Source organism: Streptomyces aureocirculatus, from assembly GCF_000720475.1.
GTDB classification, from domain to species: domain Bacteria; phylum Actinomycetota; class Actinomycetes; order Streptomycetales; family Streptomycetaceae; genus Streptomyces; species Streptomyces aureocirculatus.
Genome location: NZ_JOAP01000014.1, coordinates 60,840 through 76,967 on the forward strand (window position 1 = coordinate 60,840; position 16,128 = coordinate 76,967).

The window sequence follows — 16,128 nt, forward strand, 5'->3', positions numbered from 1 at the left end:
GCTGATAGCGGTGGTTCATGCTCCCCACCACCCGCACCAAGGTGCCACGGCCGAAGGCCTTCCAGGCCCGGCCGAAGGCCGTCCGCATCGCGGTCGGCGTCCTCGCCACCGCCACCTCCGCCGCCCTGCTCGCAGCGAGCGCCCCGCAACCGGCCGCGCCGCTCGGCATCGGCGACCGCCTCTTCCCGCACCTGGGAAACCCCGGGTACGACGTGACGTCGTACGACATCGCCTTCACCTACCGCGGCGACAACAGCAAGCCCCTGGACGCGCTCACGAAGATCAACGCCACCGTGACGGCACCGCTGGAGCGCGTCAACCTGGACTTCACACACGGCAAGGTCCGCTCCGTCGACGTGAACGGCGCCCGCGCCCACTTCACCACCGCGGGCGAGGACCTGGTCGTCACGCCTGGCGCACCCGTGCAGGCCGGTGAGCGGCTCCGGATCACCGTGCGGCACACCAGCGACCCGGTGTCCGCCAAGGGCGACGGCGGCTGGGTGCGCACCGGTGACGGCCTGGCGATGGCCAACCAGGCCGACGTCGCGCACCACGTGTTCCCGTGCAACGACCACCCGGCTGACAAGGCGCGGTTCACCTTCCGCGTCACCGCGCCCAAGGGCCTCACCGCCGTCGCCAACGGCCTGCCCCTGGCCAAGACGCGCCGCGCGGACACCACCACCTGGGCGTACCGCACCCACCACCCCATGGCGACCGAACTCGCCCAGGTGTCCATCGGCCGCTCCACCGTGCTGCACCGCACCGGACCCGCAGGCCTGCCGCTGCGCGACGTGGTGCCGACGAAGGACCGCAAGGTCCTGGAGCCCTGGCTCAAGAAGACACCCGGCCAGATGTCGTGGATGGAGGACAAGGTCGGCCGCTATCCGTTCGAGACGTACGGCGTGCTCGTCGCCGACGCCAGGACCGGATTCGAGCTGGAGACGCAGACGCTGTCGCTCTTCGAGAAGGCGCTGTTCACACGGCCGGACCTGCCCGAGTGGTACGTCGACGCGATCATGGTGCACGAGCTGGCACACCAGTGGTTCGGCAACAGCGTCAGCCCGGGCACCTGGTCCGACCTGTGGCTGAACGAGGGGCACGCCACCTGGTACGAAGCCCTGTACGCGGAGGAGAAGGCGCGCCAGCCCATGGAGAAGCGCATGCGCTACGCCTACCGCCTCTCCGACCGCTGGCGGGCGGCCGGCGGGCCGCCGGCCGCCCCCAAGGGCCCCAAGCCGGGGCAGAAGATCAGCATCTTCAGGCCCGTCGTGTACGACGGCAGCGCCCTCGTGCTCTACGCCCTGCGCCAGGAGATCGGGCGGCCCGCGTTCGAGGCCGTGGAGCGGGCCTGGGTCCACACCTACCGCGACGGGAACGCGACGACGGCCGACTTCGTCCGGCTCGCGTCGGACATCGCCGGACGCGATCTGACCGGGTTCTTCGACGGCTGGCTCTACGGCAAGAAGACGCCGCCGATGCCGGGGCACCCGGACTGGACCACGACGGCACCGGACGAGAAGTCGGCGCCCGCGAAGAAGTAGGGACCGGCCGGGCGGCGGCCCGGGCCGGCGCCCGGCGGCGCAGCACAGGGGCTTGCTCGGCAGCCCACGGAAATGCTCAGCAGCACACGGAAAAAATACTCGGCAGCACACGGAAATACTCAGGTGACGAGACGGGCCGTACCGTGCGACCATCTTCAGGTCGACGGCGCGGCCCGTCCGGGAGATCCCCTCAGGGACATCTCAGGGACGGTTCCGGCTGGTCCCGGGAATCTCCGGGGGCCCGTGAGCGTTGTCGGACATGAACGGGTGGCGCTGTGGCACACGAGAGGCACACCGAGTCGGTGTGCGCGGTGCGACAGGGCGGCAGACGCTCGGACGCGCTCTCCGTAACGGATTCCCATCGACGTAAAGGACCCAATGACCTCCTCTTCTTCCCCTTCCCAGGACGCACAGAGCTTCGCGCAGAACTACCCCGAAGGTCTTCGGGCCGATGCCCTGATGGAAGAGGACGTCGCCTGGAGCCACGAGATCGACGGAGCGCGGGACGGCGATCAGCTCGACCGCTCCGAGCGCGCGGCCCTGCGCCGCGTGGCGGGCCTCTCCACCGAGCTCGAGGACGTCACCGAGGTCGAGTACCGACAGCTCCGCCTGGAGCGCGTCGTGCTCGTCGGCGTCTGGACCTCCGGGACGGTCGACGACGCGGAGAACTCCCTCGCCGAGCTCGCCGCACTCGCGGAGACCGCGGGCGCGCACGTCCTCGACGGAGTCATCCAGCGCCGCGACAAGCCCGACCCGGCCACGTACATCGGCTCGGGCAAGGCCCTGGAGCTGCGTGACATCGTCCTCGAAACCGGTGCCGACACCGTCATCTGCGACGGTGAGCTGAGCCCCGGCCAGCTCATCCACCTCGAAGACGTCGTCAAGGTCAAGGTGGTCGACAGGACCGCCCTGATCCTGGACATCTTCGCCCAGCACGCCAAGTCCCGAGAGGGCAAGGCGCAGGTGGCCCTCGCGCAGATGCAGTACATGCTGCCGAGGCTCCGCGGCTGGGGCCAGTCGCTCTCCCGGCAGATGGGTGGCGGCGGCGGTGGCGGCATGGCCACCCGTGGCCCCGGTGAGACCAAGATCGAGACGGACCGGCGACGGATCCGCGAGAAGATGGCGAAGATGCGCCGGGAGATCGCGGAGATGAAGACCGGCCGCGAGATCAAGCGCCAGGAGCGCAAGCGCAACAAGGTGCCTTCGGTCGCCATCGCCGGATACACGAACGCGGGCAAGTCCTCCCTGCTCAACCGCCTCACCGGCGCGGGCGTGCTGGTGGAGAACGCCCTGTTCGCCACCCTCGACCCGACGGTCCGCAGGGCGGAGACCCCCAGCGGCCGGCTGTACACCCTGGCCGACACGGTCGGCTTCGTCCGGCATCTGCCGCACCACCTCGTGGAGGCGTTCCGTTCCACCATGGAGGAAGTCGGCGAGTCCGACCTCATCCTGCACGTCGTGGACGGTTCGCACCCCGCGCCGGAGGAGCAGCTCGCCGCCGTGCGCGAGGTCATCCGGGACGTGGGCGCGACGGACGTGCCGGAGATCGTGGTGATCAACAAGGCGGACGCGGCCGACCCGCTGGTCGTCCAGCGACTGCTGCGTACGCAGAAGCACGCGATCGTCGTGTCCGCGCGGACCGGCGCAGGCATCAAGGAACTGCTCGCGCTCATCGACGCCGAACTGCCGAGGCCCGAGGTCGAGATCGAGGCCCTCGTGCCGTACACCCACGGTCAGCTCGTATCGCGTGCGCACGCCGACGGCGAGGTGCTCTCCGAGGAGCACACCGCGGAGGGCACGCTGCTCAAGGCCCGGGTGCACGAGGAACTGGCGGCGGAACTCGCGCCGTTCGTTCCCGCGGCGCACTGACCGCGCGGCGCACTGACCCGGTAGCGCACTGACCGGCCCGCGCACTCGGGTTGAGTACATGGTGAAGGCCCCGCCCCCTCGCGAGGGGGCGGGGCCTTCACCATGTACTCAACCCGACGTCACTGCGCCCCGTACTTCTCGCTCATCATGTCGAAGACCCGCTTCGCGCCGGTGCCGAGCTGCGGTCCTGCCAGCCAGGTGTTCCCGGCCGGGCCGATCGAGGTGTTGGAGACGAGCTCGGTCTTGTCGCCCACGGCCCGGAACCAGCCGCCGCCCGACGAACCACCGGTCATGGTGCAACCGATGCGGTACATCGTCGGCGTCGCCGGGTCCAGCGACAGACGGCCCGGCTTGTCGATGCACTTGTGCATCATCAGGCCGTCGTACGGCGGCGCGGCCGGATAGCCCCACGCGCCCATGGAGCTCACGCTCTGCGCCGAGGGAGTCGAGAAGTCGACATCCAGCGCGTTGCCCACGGTCTCCTCGAGGGACTTGCTGCCCTCCTGCGGCTTCACGTGCATGACGGCGTAGTCGTACGGGGCACCCGCACCGCCCGAAGCCGCACCCTGGTCGATCCACTCGCCGGAGGTGGAGACCCAGTCCGCCCACCACTGGCCGTACGGAGCGATCTCCTGGGGCGCCGCGTTGCTCAGCGCCGCCTCGGACTTGCCGAGGTCGTTGTAGGAGGGCACGAAGGTGATGTTGCGGTACCAGCCGCCCTGCGCACCCGCGTGCACGCAGTGACCCGCCGTCCATACGAGGTTGGACCTGCCCGGGTTGCGCGGGTCCTTCACGACCGTCCCTGAGCAGACCATCGACCCCCTGGGGGAGTCGAAGAAGATCTTCCCGACCGGGGCGGCGTTCTCGTGGTACGGCGTCTTCTCGGGCTTGGCCCGGACCGGCGCAGGCTCGGGATCGGTCGCACCCTGGTCGGCGGTCGCGTCCTTCGCCGCGATCGTCTTGTTCGGGTCCTTGGCCTTTCGCATCCGCTCCGGCTTCCAGAGCCCGTCTATGACCGGGTTGACGAAGTCCTTGGCCTCGCGCAGCCAGTCGTCCTTGCTCCAGTCCTTCCAGGCACCGTCCTTCCACTTGTCCGGGTCGATGCCGTGCTTCTTCAGCCGGTCGGCGAGGTCGCCGGTGAGGCCGCCGCCCGAGTCGGAGCCAGAGTCGGAACCCTTGTCCGCGTCCTGGGCCGCGCCGGAGCCCGCCTTGTCGCTCGCCTTGTCCTCGCTCGGACCACAGGCAGTGGCGGTGAGCGCCAGAGCGGCGGCGAGCCCGGTCGCGGCGAGGGCGGCGCGACGGCCGCTGCGCGCAAAGGGCGCACGAATGGAACGCATGGAGTGGTTACCCCCGTTGTGAACTGGTGTTTGCCATGTGCGTGTCAGGCGTGGGCGTGGCATCCGCCGCTTCGGCCGACGTGAGCACCCACTATGCCTGTGGAATTGGGGACGAACGGCGGCGGGGCGGTGAAGGTTTCGCCGCCCCGCCGCGGTACGCGTATGACTCGGTGCCGTACGCGTACAACACAGCGCGTGCCGGGTGCTACTGCCCCGCGAACTTCTTGCTGACCGCGTTGTAGATGCCCTTGGCCTCGCCACCGAGGCGCGGACCGGCGAGCCAGCCCGCCGTCACCGGACCGATGGACGTGTTGGACACCAGGGCCGGCTCGCCGTCCTGACCCGCTGCGACCCAGCCGCCGCCGGACGAACCGCCGGTCATGGTGCAGCCGATGCGGTACATCGTCGGGTCGGGCTCGCTGATGGAGAGCCGACCCGGCTTGTCCGCGCACTGGAACTGCTTCTGGCCGTCGAACGGCGGGGCGGCCGGGTAGCCGGTCGCCGTCATGTCCTCGATCTGCGCCACCGCCGGAGCGTTGAACTCCACCGGCAGGGCCGCGCCGACCGTCTCCTCCAGGGACTTGCCCTCGCTGCCCTTCTCCGGCGTCACATGGATCACCGCGAAGTCGTACGGAGCACCCTTGCCGCCCGTCGGGCCGCCCTGCTCGATCCACTGGTCGGACGTCTGCGCCCAGTCACCCCACCAGACGCCGTACGGAGCGACCTCTTCCTTGGGCGCGCCCTGCAACTCGGCGGTGGGCTTGCCGCTGTCGTTGTACGACGGGACGAAGGCGATGTTCCGGTACCAACCGCCCTTGGCGCCCGCGTGCACGCAGTGGCCCGCGGTCCACACCATGTTGGACTTGCCCGGGTTCTTCGGGTCCTTCACGACCGTCGCCGAGCAGACCATCGAGCCCTCGGGACCGTCGAAGAAGAGCTTGCCGGCCTCGGGCACCTGGTCGTGGTACGGCGTCTTCAGGGCCGCCGCCTCGACGGGTCCTGGGGTCGGGTCCGTCACGCCCTGGTCGCCGGAGATGTCGGACTCGTCGACGCCGCGGTCCGGGTTCTTGTCCGCGTCGCGCATGCGGTCCGGGTCCCACAGGCCATCGATGACCGGGTTGACGAAGTCCTCCGCCTCGCGCAGCCAGTCGTCCTTGTCCCAGTTCTTCCAGGCGCCGTCCCTCCACTTGTCCAGGTCGATGCCGTGCTCCTTGAGCCGGTCCTGGATGTCACCCGGGATCTGGAACTTGCCGTCGTCGTTGCCACCCGGCTGCGAAGCGGAGGAGTCGTCCGTGTTGTCGTCGCCCGGACCACAGGCCGTCGCGGTCAGGACGAGTGCCGCGCCGAGCGCGACGGCGGCCGCCACGGGGGAGGTCCTGCCGCGCGCGCTCCTCCCACGACGAGAGGTGAAGAGCGGACGTATGGGTCGCATGGTGAGAATCCCCCTGGGCCTCGATATCGTTCCAAATGCCGTACATCGTCGCGTCGTACCTCATACGTCATGCCGTACGACGTCGGTCATCGCGGACCTCCTGGTGCGGAGCGTCCGGATGCCGTGCTTCCGGGTCCTGGCCGTCCGTGGTGCTGGACGCCCTGGGCCTCGCGGTGCGGAACACCTCAGTCCTGATGAACGGCACCCCACACTATGCCGGTGCCGTTGGGGACGACCCACGGAACAGCAACGGTTCCGTCACGGCAAGGATCTTCCGTACACCCGTGATCCCGCGCGTACGCCGTCGTTGGTACGTACGGGGGACACGCCGCGCGCGTTCAACCCCCGCGCCAACTCGCTCGCGCGCCCGCCCGCATGTGGTTGGGCCCGTGCCAAGTCCCAGCGGGAGGACCAACAGCCGTGGCCGTGACCGAGCCTGCTCCCGCGGTGGTGCCCGCGGACCCCGAAGGTGTGGTGTACGCCACTGCTCCCGCGGTCGCTCCACCGGCGTACGAGGGGATCCTGCGCCGGCAGTCGGCGCGCGAGTCCGCCGCGCGCACCTACGCGCGCGCCCTCCCCATCGTGCCCGTCCGCGCCCGCGGGATGACCATCGAGGGCGCCGACGGCCGACGCTACCTGGACTGTCTCTCCGGCGCGGGCACCCTGGCCCTCGGCCACAACCACCCCGTCGTGCTCGAAGCCATCCGGGGCGTCCTCGACTCCGGGGCGCCCCTGCACGTCCTCGATCTGGCCACCCCCGTCAAGGACGCCTTCACCACCGAGCTGTTCCGCACGCTGCCGCCCGCCCTCGCCGACCGGGCGCGCATCCAGTTCTGCGGGCCCGCGGGCACCGACGCGGTCGAAGCCGCCCTGAAGCTGGTCCGCACCGCCACCGGGCGTGAAGGACTGCTCTCCTTCACCGGTGCCTACCACGGCATGACCGCGGGTGCCCTCGAAGCATCCGGCGGCGCACGGGACGTACGCGTCACGCGGCTGCCCTATCCGCAGGACTACCGGTGCCCCTTCGGCGTCGGCGGCCCGCGCGGCGCCGAACTCGCCGCCCGCTGGACCGAGAACCTCCTCGACGACACCAAGTCCGGCGTCCCCGCGCCCGCCGCCATGATCCTCGAACCCGTACAGGGCGAAGGCGGCGTCCTGCCCGCCCCGGACGCCTGGCTCCGCCGGATGCGCCGCATCACCGCGGACCGCGGGATCCCCCTCATCGCCGACGAGGTGCAGACCGGCGTCGGCCGGACCGGCGCCTTCTGGGCCGTCGAGCACAGCGGCATCGTCCCCGACGTCCTCGTCCTGTCCAAGGCGATCGGCGGCAGCCTGCCCCTCGCCGTCGTCATCTACCGCGACGACCTCGACGTCTGGCCCCCCGGCGCCCACGCGGGCACTTTCCGCGGCAACCAGCTCGCCATGGCGGCCGGTGCCGCGACCCTCACCTACGTCCGCGAGAACCGCCTCGCCGAGCGCGCCGCGGAACTCGGCGCCCGCATGCTCGCCGGACTGCGGTCCCTGGCCGCCCACCACCCCTGCATCGGTGACGTCCGGGGCCGGGGGCTGATGCTCGGGGTCGAACTTGTCGACCCGAATCGCGGTCAAACGCGCTCTGTGGCGGCAGAGTTGGCGGGACAGTTGGGGGGTGAGCACGACGCTGCCGTACACGGCCGCCCGTCCGCAGGGCCGGACCGGCCGTCCCATGCGGCGCCGGTCTCTGCGTCTGCCGCGCCGTCCCGCGTGTCTGCGGCGCCGGTCTCTGCGTCCGCGCCGCCGCTCTCCGCGACTGCTGCGCCGAACTCTGCGTCTGCGCCGCCGATTTCCGCGTCTGCCCCGCCGGTCTCTGGGTCTGCCGCGTCGGCCTCTGCGTCTGCCGCATCGACCTCTGCGATGCACCAGGCCGGTCCGGACGACCCGGCGTTGTACGGGCTGCCCCACAACCGCCCGCATCCACCGGCGCCCGAACTGGCTGCCGCCGTGCAGCGCGCGTGCCTGCGCCGCGGGCTCATCGTCGAGCTCGGCGGACGGCACTCCAGCGTCGTGCGCCTGCTGCCTCCCCTCACCATCACGGACGAACAGGCGGACGCGGTCCTCGACCGACTCGCCGACGCACTCGCCGCGGCGGAGCGATCCCACCACCGCGACACCGATGGCCGCCACACCCGCAGCCCTTCATGACCGCCCCTGTGCACGGTCCCTGACCAGGGCGGACACGAGCCGAGCGAACCCGTCCACGTACATGTCCTTCCACCCCGTCCCCGTCCCCGTCCCCGTTCCGCCTGTCCCCAGTCGCCGCCCGTCGCCACGGAGCCCGATCACCACCCAAGGAACCCTCTTGAACGCCACCCCCGCATCCGACGGCTGTCCCCCGCCCAACCCATCGGGAGCGTGCGGCACACAATCCCCGAAGACTTCGCAGGCCCCGCAGTCCTCACAGGTCCCGCACGCCCCGGAGGTCCCGCAGGCAACGGAACCCTGCACTGTCCCGCGGCAGAAGGGCCGAAGCCTGGAGGCCGAACGGCTGCGCCACCGTACGGCCGACCTCCGCGACCTCCTCGACCACCCCGACCCGCACACGGCCGCACAGGCCGCGGCCGTCGAGAACCTGCTGCGCTGCTGGGTACGAGAGAACGCCATCCCCGCACCGGAGCAGGGCGCCCTGCGCATTCCCCTCGAAAGCAGCGGCACCGCCCTCCTCGTCCCCGTCGACTACTGGTCCGCTACCGGCTGGCACCGCTTCGGCCTCCCCTACCTGGAGGACGGCCCCAACACCGCGCCCCCCGCCGACGCCGTCACCGTCGCCGCCCTCCTCAGCCGGGAAACAGCCCGCACGACCGAACCCGGCACAACCGAACCCCATGCGACCGAACCCCATGCGACGGGACCCAACGGGACCGAGCGTGACGCACCCGAGCCTGCCGCACCCGAGGCCGGACACCTCGCTGACGAGCGCCCCGCTGGTGGGCAGCACGCCGACGAGCGCCATGCTGACGGCCAAGCCGAAGGGAAGAGCGACGGCCAAGCCGAAGGGAAGCGCGGCGGGAAGGCCGAGGGGAGCAGCGGCGGGCAGGCCGACATCGCGCAGCCACAGTCACCGGCGCAGCCGCAGTCACCAGCGCAACCGCAGCCCCCCACCCCGGCAACCCCCGCCCCTCGCGACGTCACCGACGGCGCCGATCTGGTCGCCCGCGTCGTCGACTCCGTCCGCCGCACCGCCGACTTCATCGCCGACCGCAGGAACAACCCGGCGGACACCCCCGACCTCTTCCTCGCCGCCGAACAGTCCCTGCTCCTCGGGCACCCGCTGCACCCGACCCCGAAGAGCCGCGAAGGCCTCTCCGACAGCGAATCGCGGCTCTACTCGCCCGAGCTGCGCGGCGCGTTCCCCCTGCACTGGCTGGCCGTCCACCACTCGGTGCTCGCCATGGACTCGGCCTGGACCGAACGTGGCCGCACCATCCCGGCCGACCAGCTCACCGCCCGCCTGGCCGGCCCCGACCTGCCGCTGCCGGACGGGCACGCGGCACTGCCCGCGCACCCCTGGCAGATCCGCGAACTCCGCCACCGCCCCGAAACCGCCGCCCTCCTGGACGCCGGTCTCCTCAGGGACCTCGGCCCCTACGGAGACCCCTGGCACCCCACCTCCTCCGTACGCACCCTCTACCGCTCCGGCGCCCCCGCGATGCTGAAGCTGTCACTCGCCCTGCGCATCACCAACTCCCGCCGTGAGAACCTCCGCAAGGAACTCCACCGCGGCGTCGAGGTCCACCGGCTGCTCCGCAGCGGCCTCGCCGAGCAGTGGCAAGCCGCTCACCCCGGCTTCGACGTGGTACGCGACCCGGCCTGGCTCGCCGTCACCGGGCCCGGCGGCGAAGCCGTCCCCGGATGCGACGTGATGATCCGGCACAACCCGTTCCGCCCCGACGACGACGCCACCTGCGTCGCCGGCCTCGTCTCACCCAGGCCGAACGCCCACACCGCAGGCCAGGACCGGGCACCCATGCACTCCCGGCTCGCCACGATCATCACCCGGCTCGCAGGCCACACCGGCCGCCCCCGCGGAGCCGTCGCCACGGAGTGGTTCCTGCGCTACCTCCAGAGCGTCGTGCGCCCCGTACTCTGGCTGGACAGCGAAGCAGGCGTCGCCCTGGAGGCGCACCAGCAGAACACCCTCCTGCTGCTCGACCCCGACGGCTGGCCCACCGGCGGCCGTTACCGCGACAACCAGGGCTACTACTTCCGTGAGTCCCGCCGCGGTGAACTCGACAAGCGGCTCCCCGGCATCGGGCAGAACAGCGACACCTTCGTCTCCGACGAGATCACCGACGAACGCTTCGCCTACTACCTCGGCATCAACAACGTCCTCGGACTCATCGGAGCCCTGGGCGCGGAACGCCTCGCCGACGAACGCATCCTCCTCGCCGCGTTCCGCCGCTTCCTCACCGACACCGCCTCGGGACCGGACCGGCTCCGCACCCCACTGCCCGCGCGGCTACTCGACTCACCCGTGCTGCGGTGCAAGGCCAATCTGCTGACCCGGCTGCACGGCCTCGACGAACTCGTCGGCCCTGTCGACACCCAGTCCGTTTACGTCACCATCCCCAACCCCCTCCACGCATGACCCGCACTCGCACTTGCACTCGCATCCGGATGCATCTACATCGAGATCTGCATCTACATCTAGATCTGTATCCGCAGGCTGCATCCGCCCTCGTCCCATCCCGCCCAGCGCCCGAACCCTCGCTCTCGTCAGCGACGCGAACCACCTCCTCAGCGCCACCGACGTAAGCGCCCCCTCACCCCACCGATGACCATGACCCCTTCCTGAGGACCAGGCCCACCCCTGCCGCATCCCCATCTCCGAGAGGAGCGACGTCGTGCCTCCCACCGACGCGAGCACCGACGCCGGAACCGAGCCCGCCACCGCGGCTGCCACGGACGGCGAAGACACCCTGGACCTGCGGTTGCCCGACGAACTCGTCGCGCTGTTCGCCGACAGCGGTGACCACACCTCGCTCCTCACCCCCGAAGGCACCCCGCCCTCCGACCACGCAGGGGCAGCCGCAGCCGCAACCGCAGCCGCAACTTCGGCCGACGCGGCGCGCGGCGATCTGCTCGACCACGTCGCCACTTGGGGTCCGGTCACCACCGGCCTGGGCGTCTTCCAGCTCGTCCCCGTACGTCTCGAACGCGACCTCCCGCTCATCAGCCGGTGGATGAACGACCCCGCCGTGGCGGCCTTCTGGGAACTGGCGGGCTCCGCTTCCGTCACCGAGGCACATCTGCGGCCCCAGCTCGAAGGCGACGGACGCAGCGTCCCCTGCCTCGGCGTCCTGGACGGCGCCCCGATGAGCTACTGGGAGATCTATCGGGCCGACCTGGACCCGCTGGCCCGTCACTACCCCGCACGCCCCCACGACACCGGGATCCACCTCCTTGTCGGCCAGGTCTCCGATCGCGGCCGCGGCCTCGGCAGCACCCTGCTACGGGCGACAGCCGATCTCGTACTCGACCACCGACGCTCCTGCGCACGCGTCGTGGCGGAACCCGACCTGCGCAACACCCCCTCCGTCTCCGCCTTCCTCAGCGGCGGTTTCCGCTTCGCCGCCGAGGTCGATCTGCCCGACAAGCGCGCGGCGCTCATGGTCCGCGACCGTGCCCTGCGTGCCGTGCTGTGACCCGCCGTTCCCGCCGTTCCCGCCACTCCGGCCGCTCCCGCCACTTCTGCTCCTTCCGTTCCTTCTGCCCTACGCCGATTCGTTCGCCGATCCGTTCGCCGACCCGCTCGCTGGCCCACTCACCTCTACTACACCGCTCGACCCGATCCGGTTCCCTCCCCGAGGAGTCCCCGTGCCGAATCCTTCCGCCCCCGCGACATCCGGCGGCCCCGCCGATCTCTACGACCCGCCCGAGCTGACCCGGGAACGCTGGGAGGCGGCCGGTCGCCGGCTCCTGGCGAAGATCGTCGGTGAGTTCGCGTACGAAGAAATCCTGCGGCCGGTACGCGCCGGGCAGGGCGCCGCCGTGCGTGGCCGGGAAGGCGGTGCGGCGACCTGCGAGGGGAGTACTGCCGTACTCGGGGAGGGGAGTGCTGCCGCGGCCGAGGAGGGAAGAATCGGCGCGGCCCACGAGGCAAGCGCAGGCTCAGTCCACGAGGAAAGCGCAGGCGCAGCCACCTACACCGTCCTCCTCGACGAGCCCGCCACGCAGGGAGAAACCCGCCCCCGCCTCACCTTCCGCGCCCGCCGCGGCGCGTACGGCAGTTGGCGCGTGGAACCGGAGAGCCTGACCCTCACCGACGCCGACGGTGACCCGCGCCCCTGCACCGACCCGCTGCGCTTCCTGACCGCTGCCCGCCGCACCCTCGAACTCGACGGCGCGACCCTCGGTCACCTCATCCGTGAACTCACCGTGACCCTCAGCGCCGACACCCGCCTCGACCACGGCGCCCTGACCGCAGAGCAGCTCGCCGACCTCGGCTACGCGGAACTCGAGGGCCACCAGACCGGTCACCCCTGGCTCGTCCTCAACAAGGGCCGCATCGGTTTCTCCGCGACGGACGCGCGGCAGTGGGCCCCCGAGGCGCGCACCAGCACCGCCATCCCCTGGATCGCCGTGCACACAGCCATCGCCACCTACAGGGGCGTGCCGGGCCTTGACACCCCCGACGAGCTGTACGCCCGGGAGCTCGAGCCCGCCACCCGGGAGACGTACGCCGCCATACTTCGCTCACGCGGTCTCGAACCGCGGGAGTACCTGTACCTGCCCGTGCACCCCTGGCAGTGGGACGACGTCGTGCTGCCCCTCTTCGCACCGTCCGTGGCCGCCGGAATGATCGTTCCGCTGCCCCCGGACGGTGATCTGCGTCTGCCCCAACAGTCCATCCGGACCTTCTTGAACACCACCCGCCCCGACCGTCACACGATCAAGCTGCCACTCTCGGTCCTCAACACCTTGGTCTGGCGGGGCCTGCCCACCGAGCGCACGCTCGCCGCGTCGGCCGTCACCTCCTGGGTGCAGGCCCTGCGCGACAGCGACCCCTTCCTGCGCGACGAGTGCCGGGTGATCCTCCTCGGAGAGGTCGCATCCGTGGCCGTCGAGCATCCGGTGTACGACTCGCTCCCGGAAGTTCCCTACCAGTACAAGGAACTGTTGGGCGCGATCTGGCGCGAGCCCCTGACGCGCCACCTCGCGCCGGGGGAGCGCGCCCGCACACTCGCCGCGCTGCTGCACACCGATCCGCAGGGCCGCGCCTTCGTCGCCGAACTGGTCGCCCGTTCCGGAATGACCCCCACTTCCTGGCTGACGCATCTGTTCGCCGCGCTGCTCCCGCCCCTGCTGCAGTTCCTCTACCGATACGGAACGGTCTTCTCCCCGCACGGCGAGAACGCCATCGTCGTCTTCGACGACAAGGACGTTCCCGTCCGCCTAGCGGTCAAGGACTTCGTGGACGACGTCAATGTCAGCGCGGAACGCGTGGCGGAGCACGCCACCATGCCCGACGACGTGCGTGACATCCTGCTGACCGAGCCACCGGCCTTCCTGACCCAGTTCATCCACGCCGGGCTCTTCGTAGGAGTCTTCCGCTATCTCGCCCCGCTCTGCGAGGAACAACTGGGTGTCCCCGAAGGGGACTTCTGGTCCCTCGTCCGGGCCGAGATCCTGCGCCACCAGGCGCGCGCTCCGGAGCTCAAGGAGCGCTATGAGCTGTTCGACCTGTTCACACCACGTATCGAGCGCCTGTGTCTGAACCGGAACCGGCTTCACCTCGACGGCTACCGCGACCGTGCCGAGCGCCCGCACGCCGCCGTCCACGGGACCGTGCCCAATCCTCTGCACCAGCCTTGATCGCCGCGTTGTCAGCGTTGTCAGTGGGGCGTCGTAGGGTGGTCGAGCTATGACGAAGCCCTCCCTCCCCGAGCTCCTGCACGCCGCTGTCGCCGCCGTCGGCGGCACGGAGCGGCCCGGCCAGGTCACGATGGCCGAGACCGTCGCCGAGGCGATCGACGACGGCTCCCACGTCCTTGTCCAGGCCGGCACCGGCACCGGCAAGTCCCTCGGCTATCTGGTGCCCGCACTGGCGCACGGGGAGCGGGTCGTCGTCGCGACGGCCACCCTCGCCCTGCAGCGTCAGCTCGTGGAGCGCGACCTGCCGCGCACGGTGGACGCGCTGCAGCCGCTGCTGCGCCGCCGCCCCGAGTTCGCCATGCTCAAGGGCCGGTCGAACTACTTGTGTCTGCACCGCCTCCATGAAGGCATGCCGCAGGACGAGGAGGAGGGCCTCTTCGACCAGTTCGAGGCGGCGGCACCCACCAGCAAGCTGGGCCGGGACCTGCTGCGTATGCGGGACTGGGCGGACGAGACGGAGACCGGCGACCGCGACAACCTCACCCCGGGCGTCTCCGACCGCGCCTGGGCGCAGGTCTCGGTGTCCTCCCGGGAGTGTCTCGGCGCCTCGAAGTGCGCGTACGGCCAGGAGTGCTTCGCCGAGATGGCCCGAGAGCGGGCGAAGCTCTCCGACGTCGTGGTCACCAATCACGCGCTGCTCGCGATCGACGCCATCGAGGGCGCCCCCGTCCTGCCCCAGCACGAGGTGCTGATCGTGGACGAGGCCCATGAGCTGGTCTCCCGCGTCACCGGCGTGGCCACCGGCGAGCTCACTCCGGGACAGGTCAACCGCGCGGTGCGGCGAGCGGCGAGGCTCGTCAACGAGAAGGCTGCGGATCAGCTCCAGACCGCCGCGGAGGGCTTCGAGCGGCTCATGGAGCTGGCACTGCCGGGACGCCTCGAAGAGGTGCCGGAGGACCTCGGCTATGCCCTGATGGCGCTGCGGGACGCCGCCCGCACGGTCATCTCGGCCCTCGGCTCCGCGCGCGACAAGTCCGTACAGGACGAGGACGCGGTCCGTAAGCAGGCCCTGGCTGCCGTGGAGTCGATCCACGACGTGTCGGAGCGCATCACGAACGGCTCCGAGTACGACGTGGTGTGGTATGAGCGCCATGACCGCTTCGGCGCTTCCCTGAGGGTGGCGCCGATGTCCGTGTCGGGCCTGCTCCGCGAGAAGCTCTTCACCGACCGCTCCGTGATCCTCACGTCGGCCACGCTCAAGCTCGGCGGGGACTTCAACGGCGTCGGGGCCTCCCTGGGGCTCGCCCCGGAGGGCACCCAGTCCGAGGACGCCCCGGTCTGGAAGGGCGTCGACGTCGGCTCACCCTTCGACTACCGCAAACAGGGCATTCTGTACGTGGCGCAGCACCTGGCCCGGCCGGGCCGGGACGGCACGCGTGACGACATGCTGGATGAGCTCACGGAACTCATCGAGGCCGCAGGCGGGCGGACTCTCGGCCTGTTCTCCTCGATGCGGGCGGCGCAGTCCGCGGCCGAGGAACTGCGGGGCCGGCTGGACATGCCGATCCTGCTGCAGGGCGAGGAGACCCTTGGCGAGCTGATCAAGGGATTCGCGGCGGACACGCGGACCTGCCTGTTCGGCACGCTCTCGCTGTGGCAGGGCGTCGACGTACCGGGAGCGAGTTGTCAGCTTGTGGTCATGGACAAGATCCCCTTCCCGCGCCCCGACGATCCGCTGATGAGTGCCCGGCAGAAGGCCGTCGACGACGCGGGCGGCAATGGCTTCATGGCGGTCGCGGCGACGCACGCGGCCCTGCTGATGGCTCAGGGGGCAGGCCGTCTCGTCCGGGCGTCGGAGGACCGCGGTGTGGTGGCGATCCTGGACCCGCGTCTGGCCACGGCCCGCTACGGAAGCTATCTGCGGGCGTCACTGCCGGACTTCTGGTACACGACGGACCGTAATCAGGTGCGCCGTTCCCTGGCGGCGATCGACGCGAGCGCGAAGGCGGCGGACGCGGAGGCGGCGAGTGCGGGGGCTGTGGGTGCCGGGGCTGCAGGTGCAGAGGACGCTGAGGGGGCTGAGGCGTAGTCCGGTCCC

Annotated in this window: 9 protein-coding genes; 7 read left to right on the forward strand and 2 right to left on the reverse strand. The window is 70.9% G+C overall.

The window, feature by feature from the left end:
• Positions 1-17: 17 nt before the first annotated feature.
• Entirely contained in the window at positions 18-1,541 is a 1,524-nt protein-coding gene (locus tag IG78_RS0114750) for a M1 family metallopeptidase (protein ID WP_030563092.1), read from the forward strand.
• Between the two features lie 378 nt (positions 1,542-1,919).
• Positions 1,920-3,410, forward strand: a complete 1,491-nt coding sequence (gene hflX, locus IG78_RS0114755) for a GTPase HflX (protein WP_030563094.1) — start codon at positions 1,920-1,922, stop codon at positions 3,408-3,410.
• Between the two features lie 119 nt (positions 3,411-3,529).
• On the opposite strand, the gene IG78_RS0114760 is transcribed toward hflX, so the two are convergent.
• Positions 3,530-4,747: a trypsin-like serine peptidase gene (locus IG78_RS0114760; protein ID WP_030563096.1), complete on the reverse strand. Its 1,218-nt coding sequence runs from the start codon at positions 4,745-4,747 to the stop codon at positions 3,530-3,532.
• Between the two features lie 205 nt (positions 4,748-4,952).
• Positions 4,953-6,179, reverse strand: coding sequence for a trypsin-like serine peptidase (locus tag IG78_RS0114765; protein ID WP_078964978.1), 1,227 nt, complete (start codon positions 6,177-6,179; stop codon positions 4,953-4,955).
• Between the two features lie 474 nt (positions 6,180-6,653).
• Between IG78_RS0114765 and IG78_RS0114770 the strand changes: the two genes are divergently transcribed.
• The 5 genes from IG78_RS0114770 to IG78_RS0114790 all read left to right on the forward strand — a co-directional run bounded on the left by IG78_RS0114770 (position 6,654) and on the right by IG78_RS0114790 (position 16,119).
• Entirely contained in the window at positions 6,654-8,360 is a 1,707-nt protein-coding gene (locus IG78_RS0114770; RefSeq protein ID WP_063760755.1) for a diaminobutyrate--2-oxoglutarate transaminase family protein, read from the forward strand.
• Between the two features lie 157 nt (positions 8,361-8,517).
• The gene (locus IG78_RS0114775) at positions 8,518-10,803 is read left to right on the forward strand and encodes an IucA/IucC family protein (RefSeq protein WP_030563102.1); all 2,286 of its coding nucleotides are present in this window, start codon (positions 8,518-8,520) and stop codon (positions 10,801-10,803) included.
• 256 nt (positions 10,804-11,059) lie between these two features.
• Positions 11,060-11,860, forward strand: a complete 801-nt coding sequence (locus tag IG78_RS0114780) for a GNAT family N-acetyltransferase (protein WP_030563104.1) — start codon at positions 11,060-11,062, stop codon at positions 11,858-11,860.
• Positions 11,861-12,032: 172 nt separating this feature from the next.
• Positions 12,033-14,030, forward strand: a complete 1,998-nt coding sequence (locus IG78_RS0114785) for an IucA/IucC family protein (protein WP_030563106.1) — start codon at positions 12,033-12,035, stop codon at positions 14,028-14,030.
• A 49-nt stretch (positions 14,031-14,079) separates the two neighbouring features.
• Positions 14,080-16,119 carry an ATP-dependent DNA helicase gene (locus tag IG78_RS0114790; RefSeq protein ID WP_051852645.1) on the forward strand — a complete coding sequence of 680 codons (2,040 nt, stop codon included), beginning with the start codon at positions 14,080-14,082 and terminating at the stop codon, positions 16,117-16,119.
• The last annotated feature ends 9 nt before the right edge of the window (positions 16,120-16,128 follow it).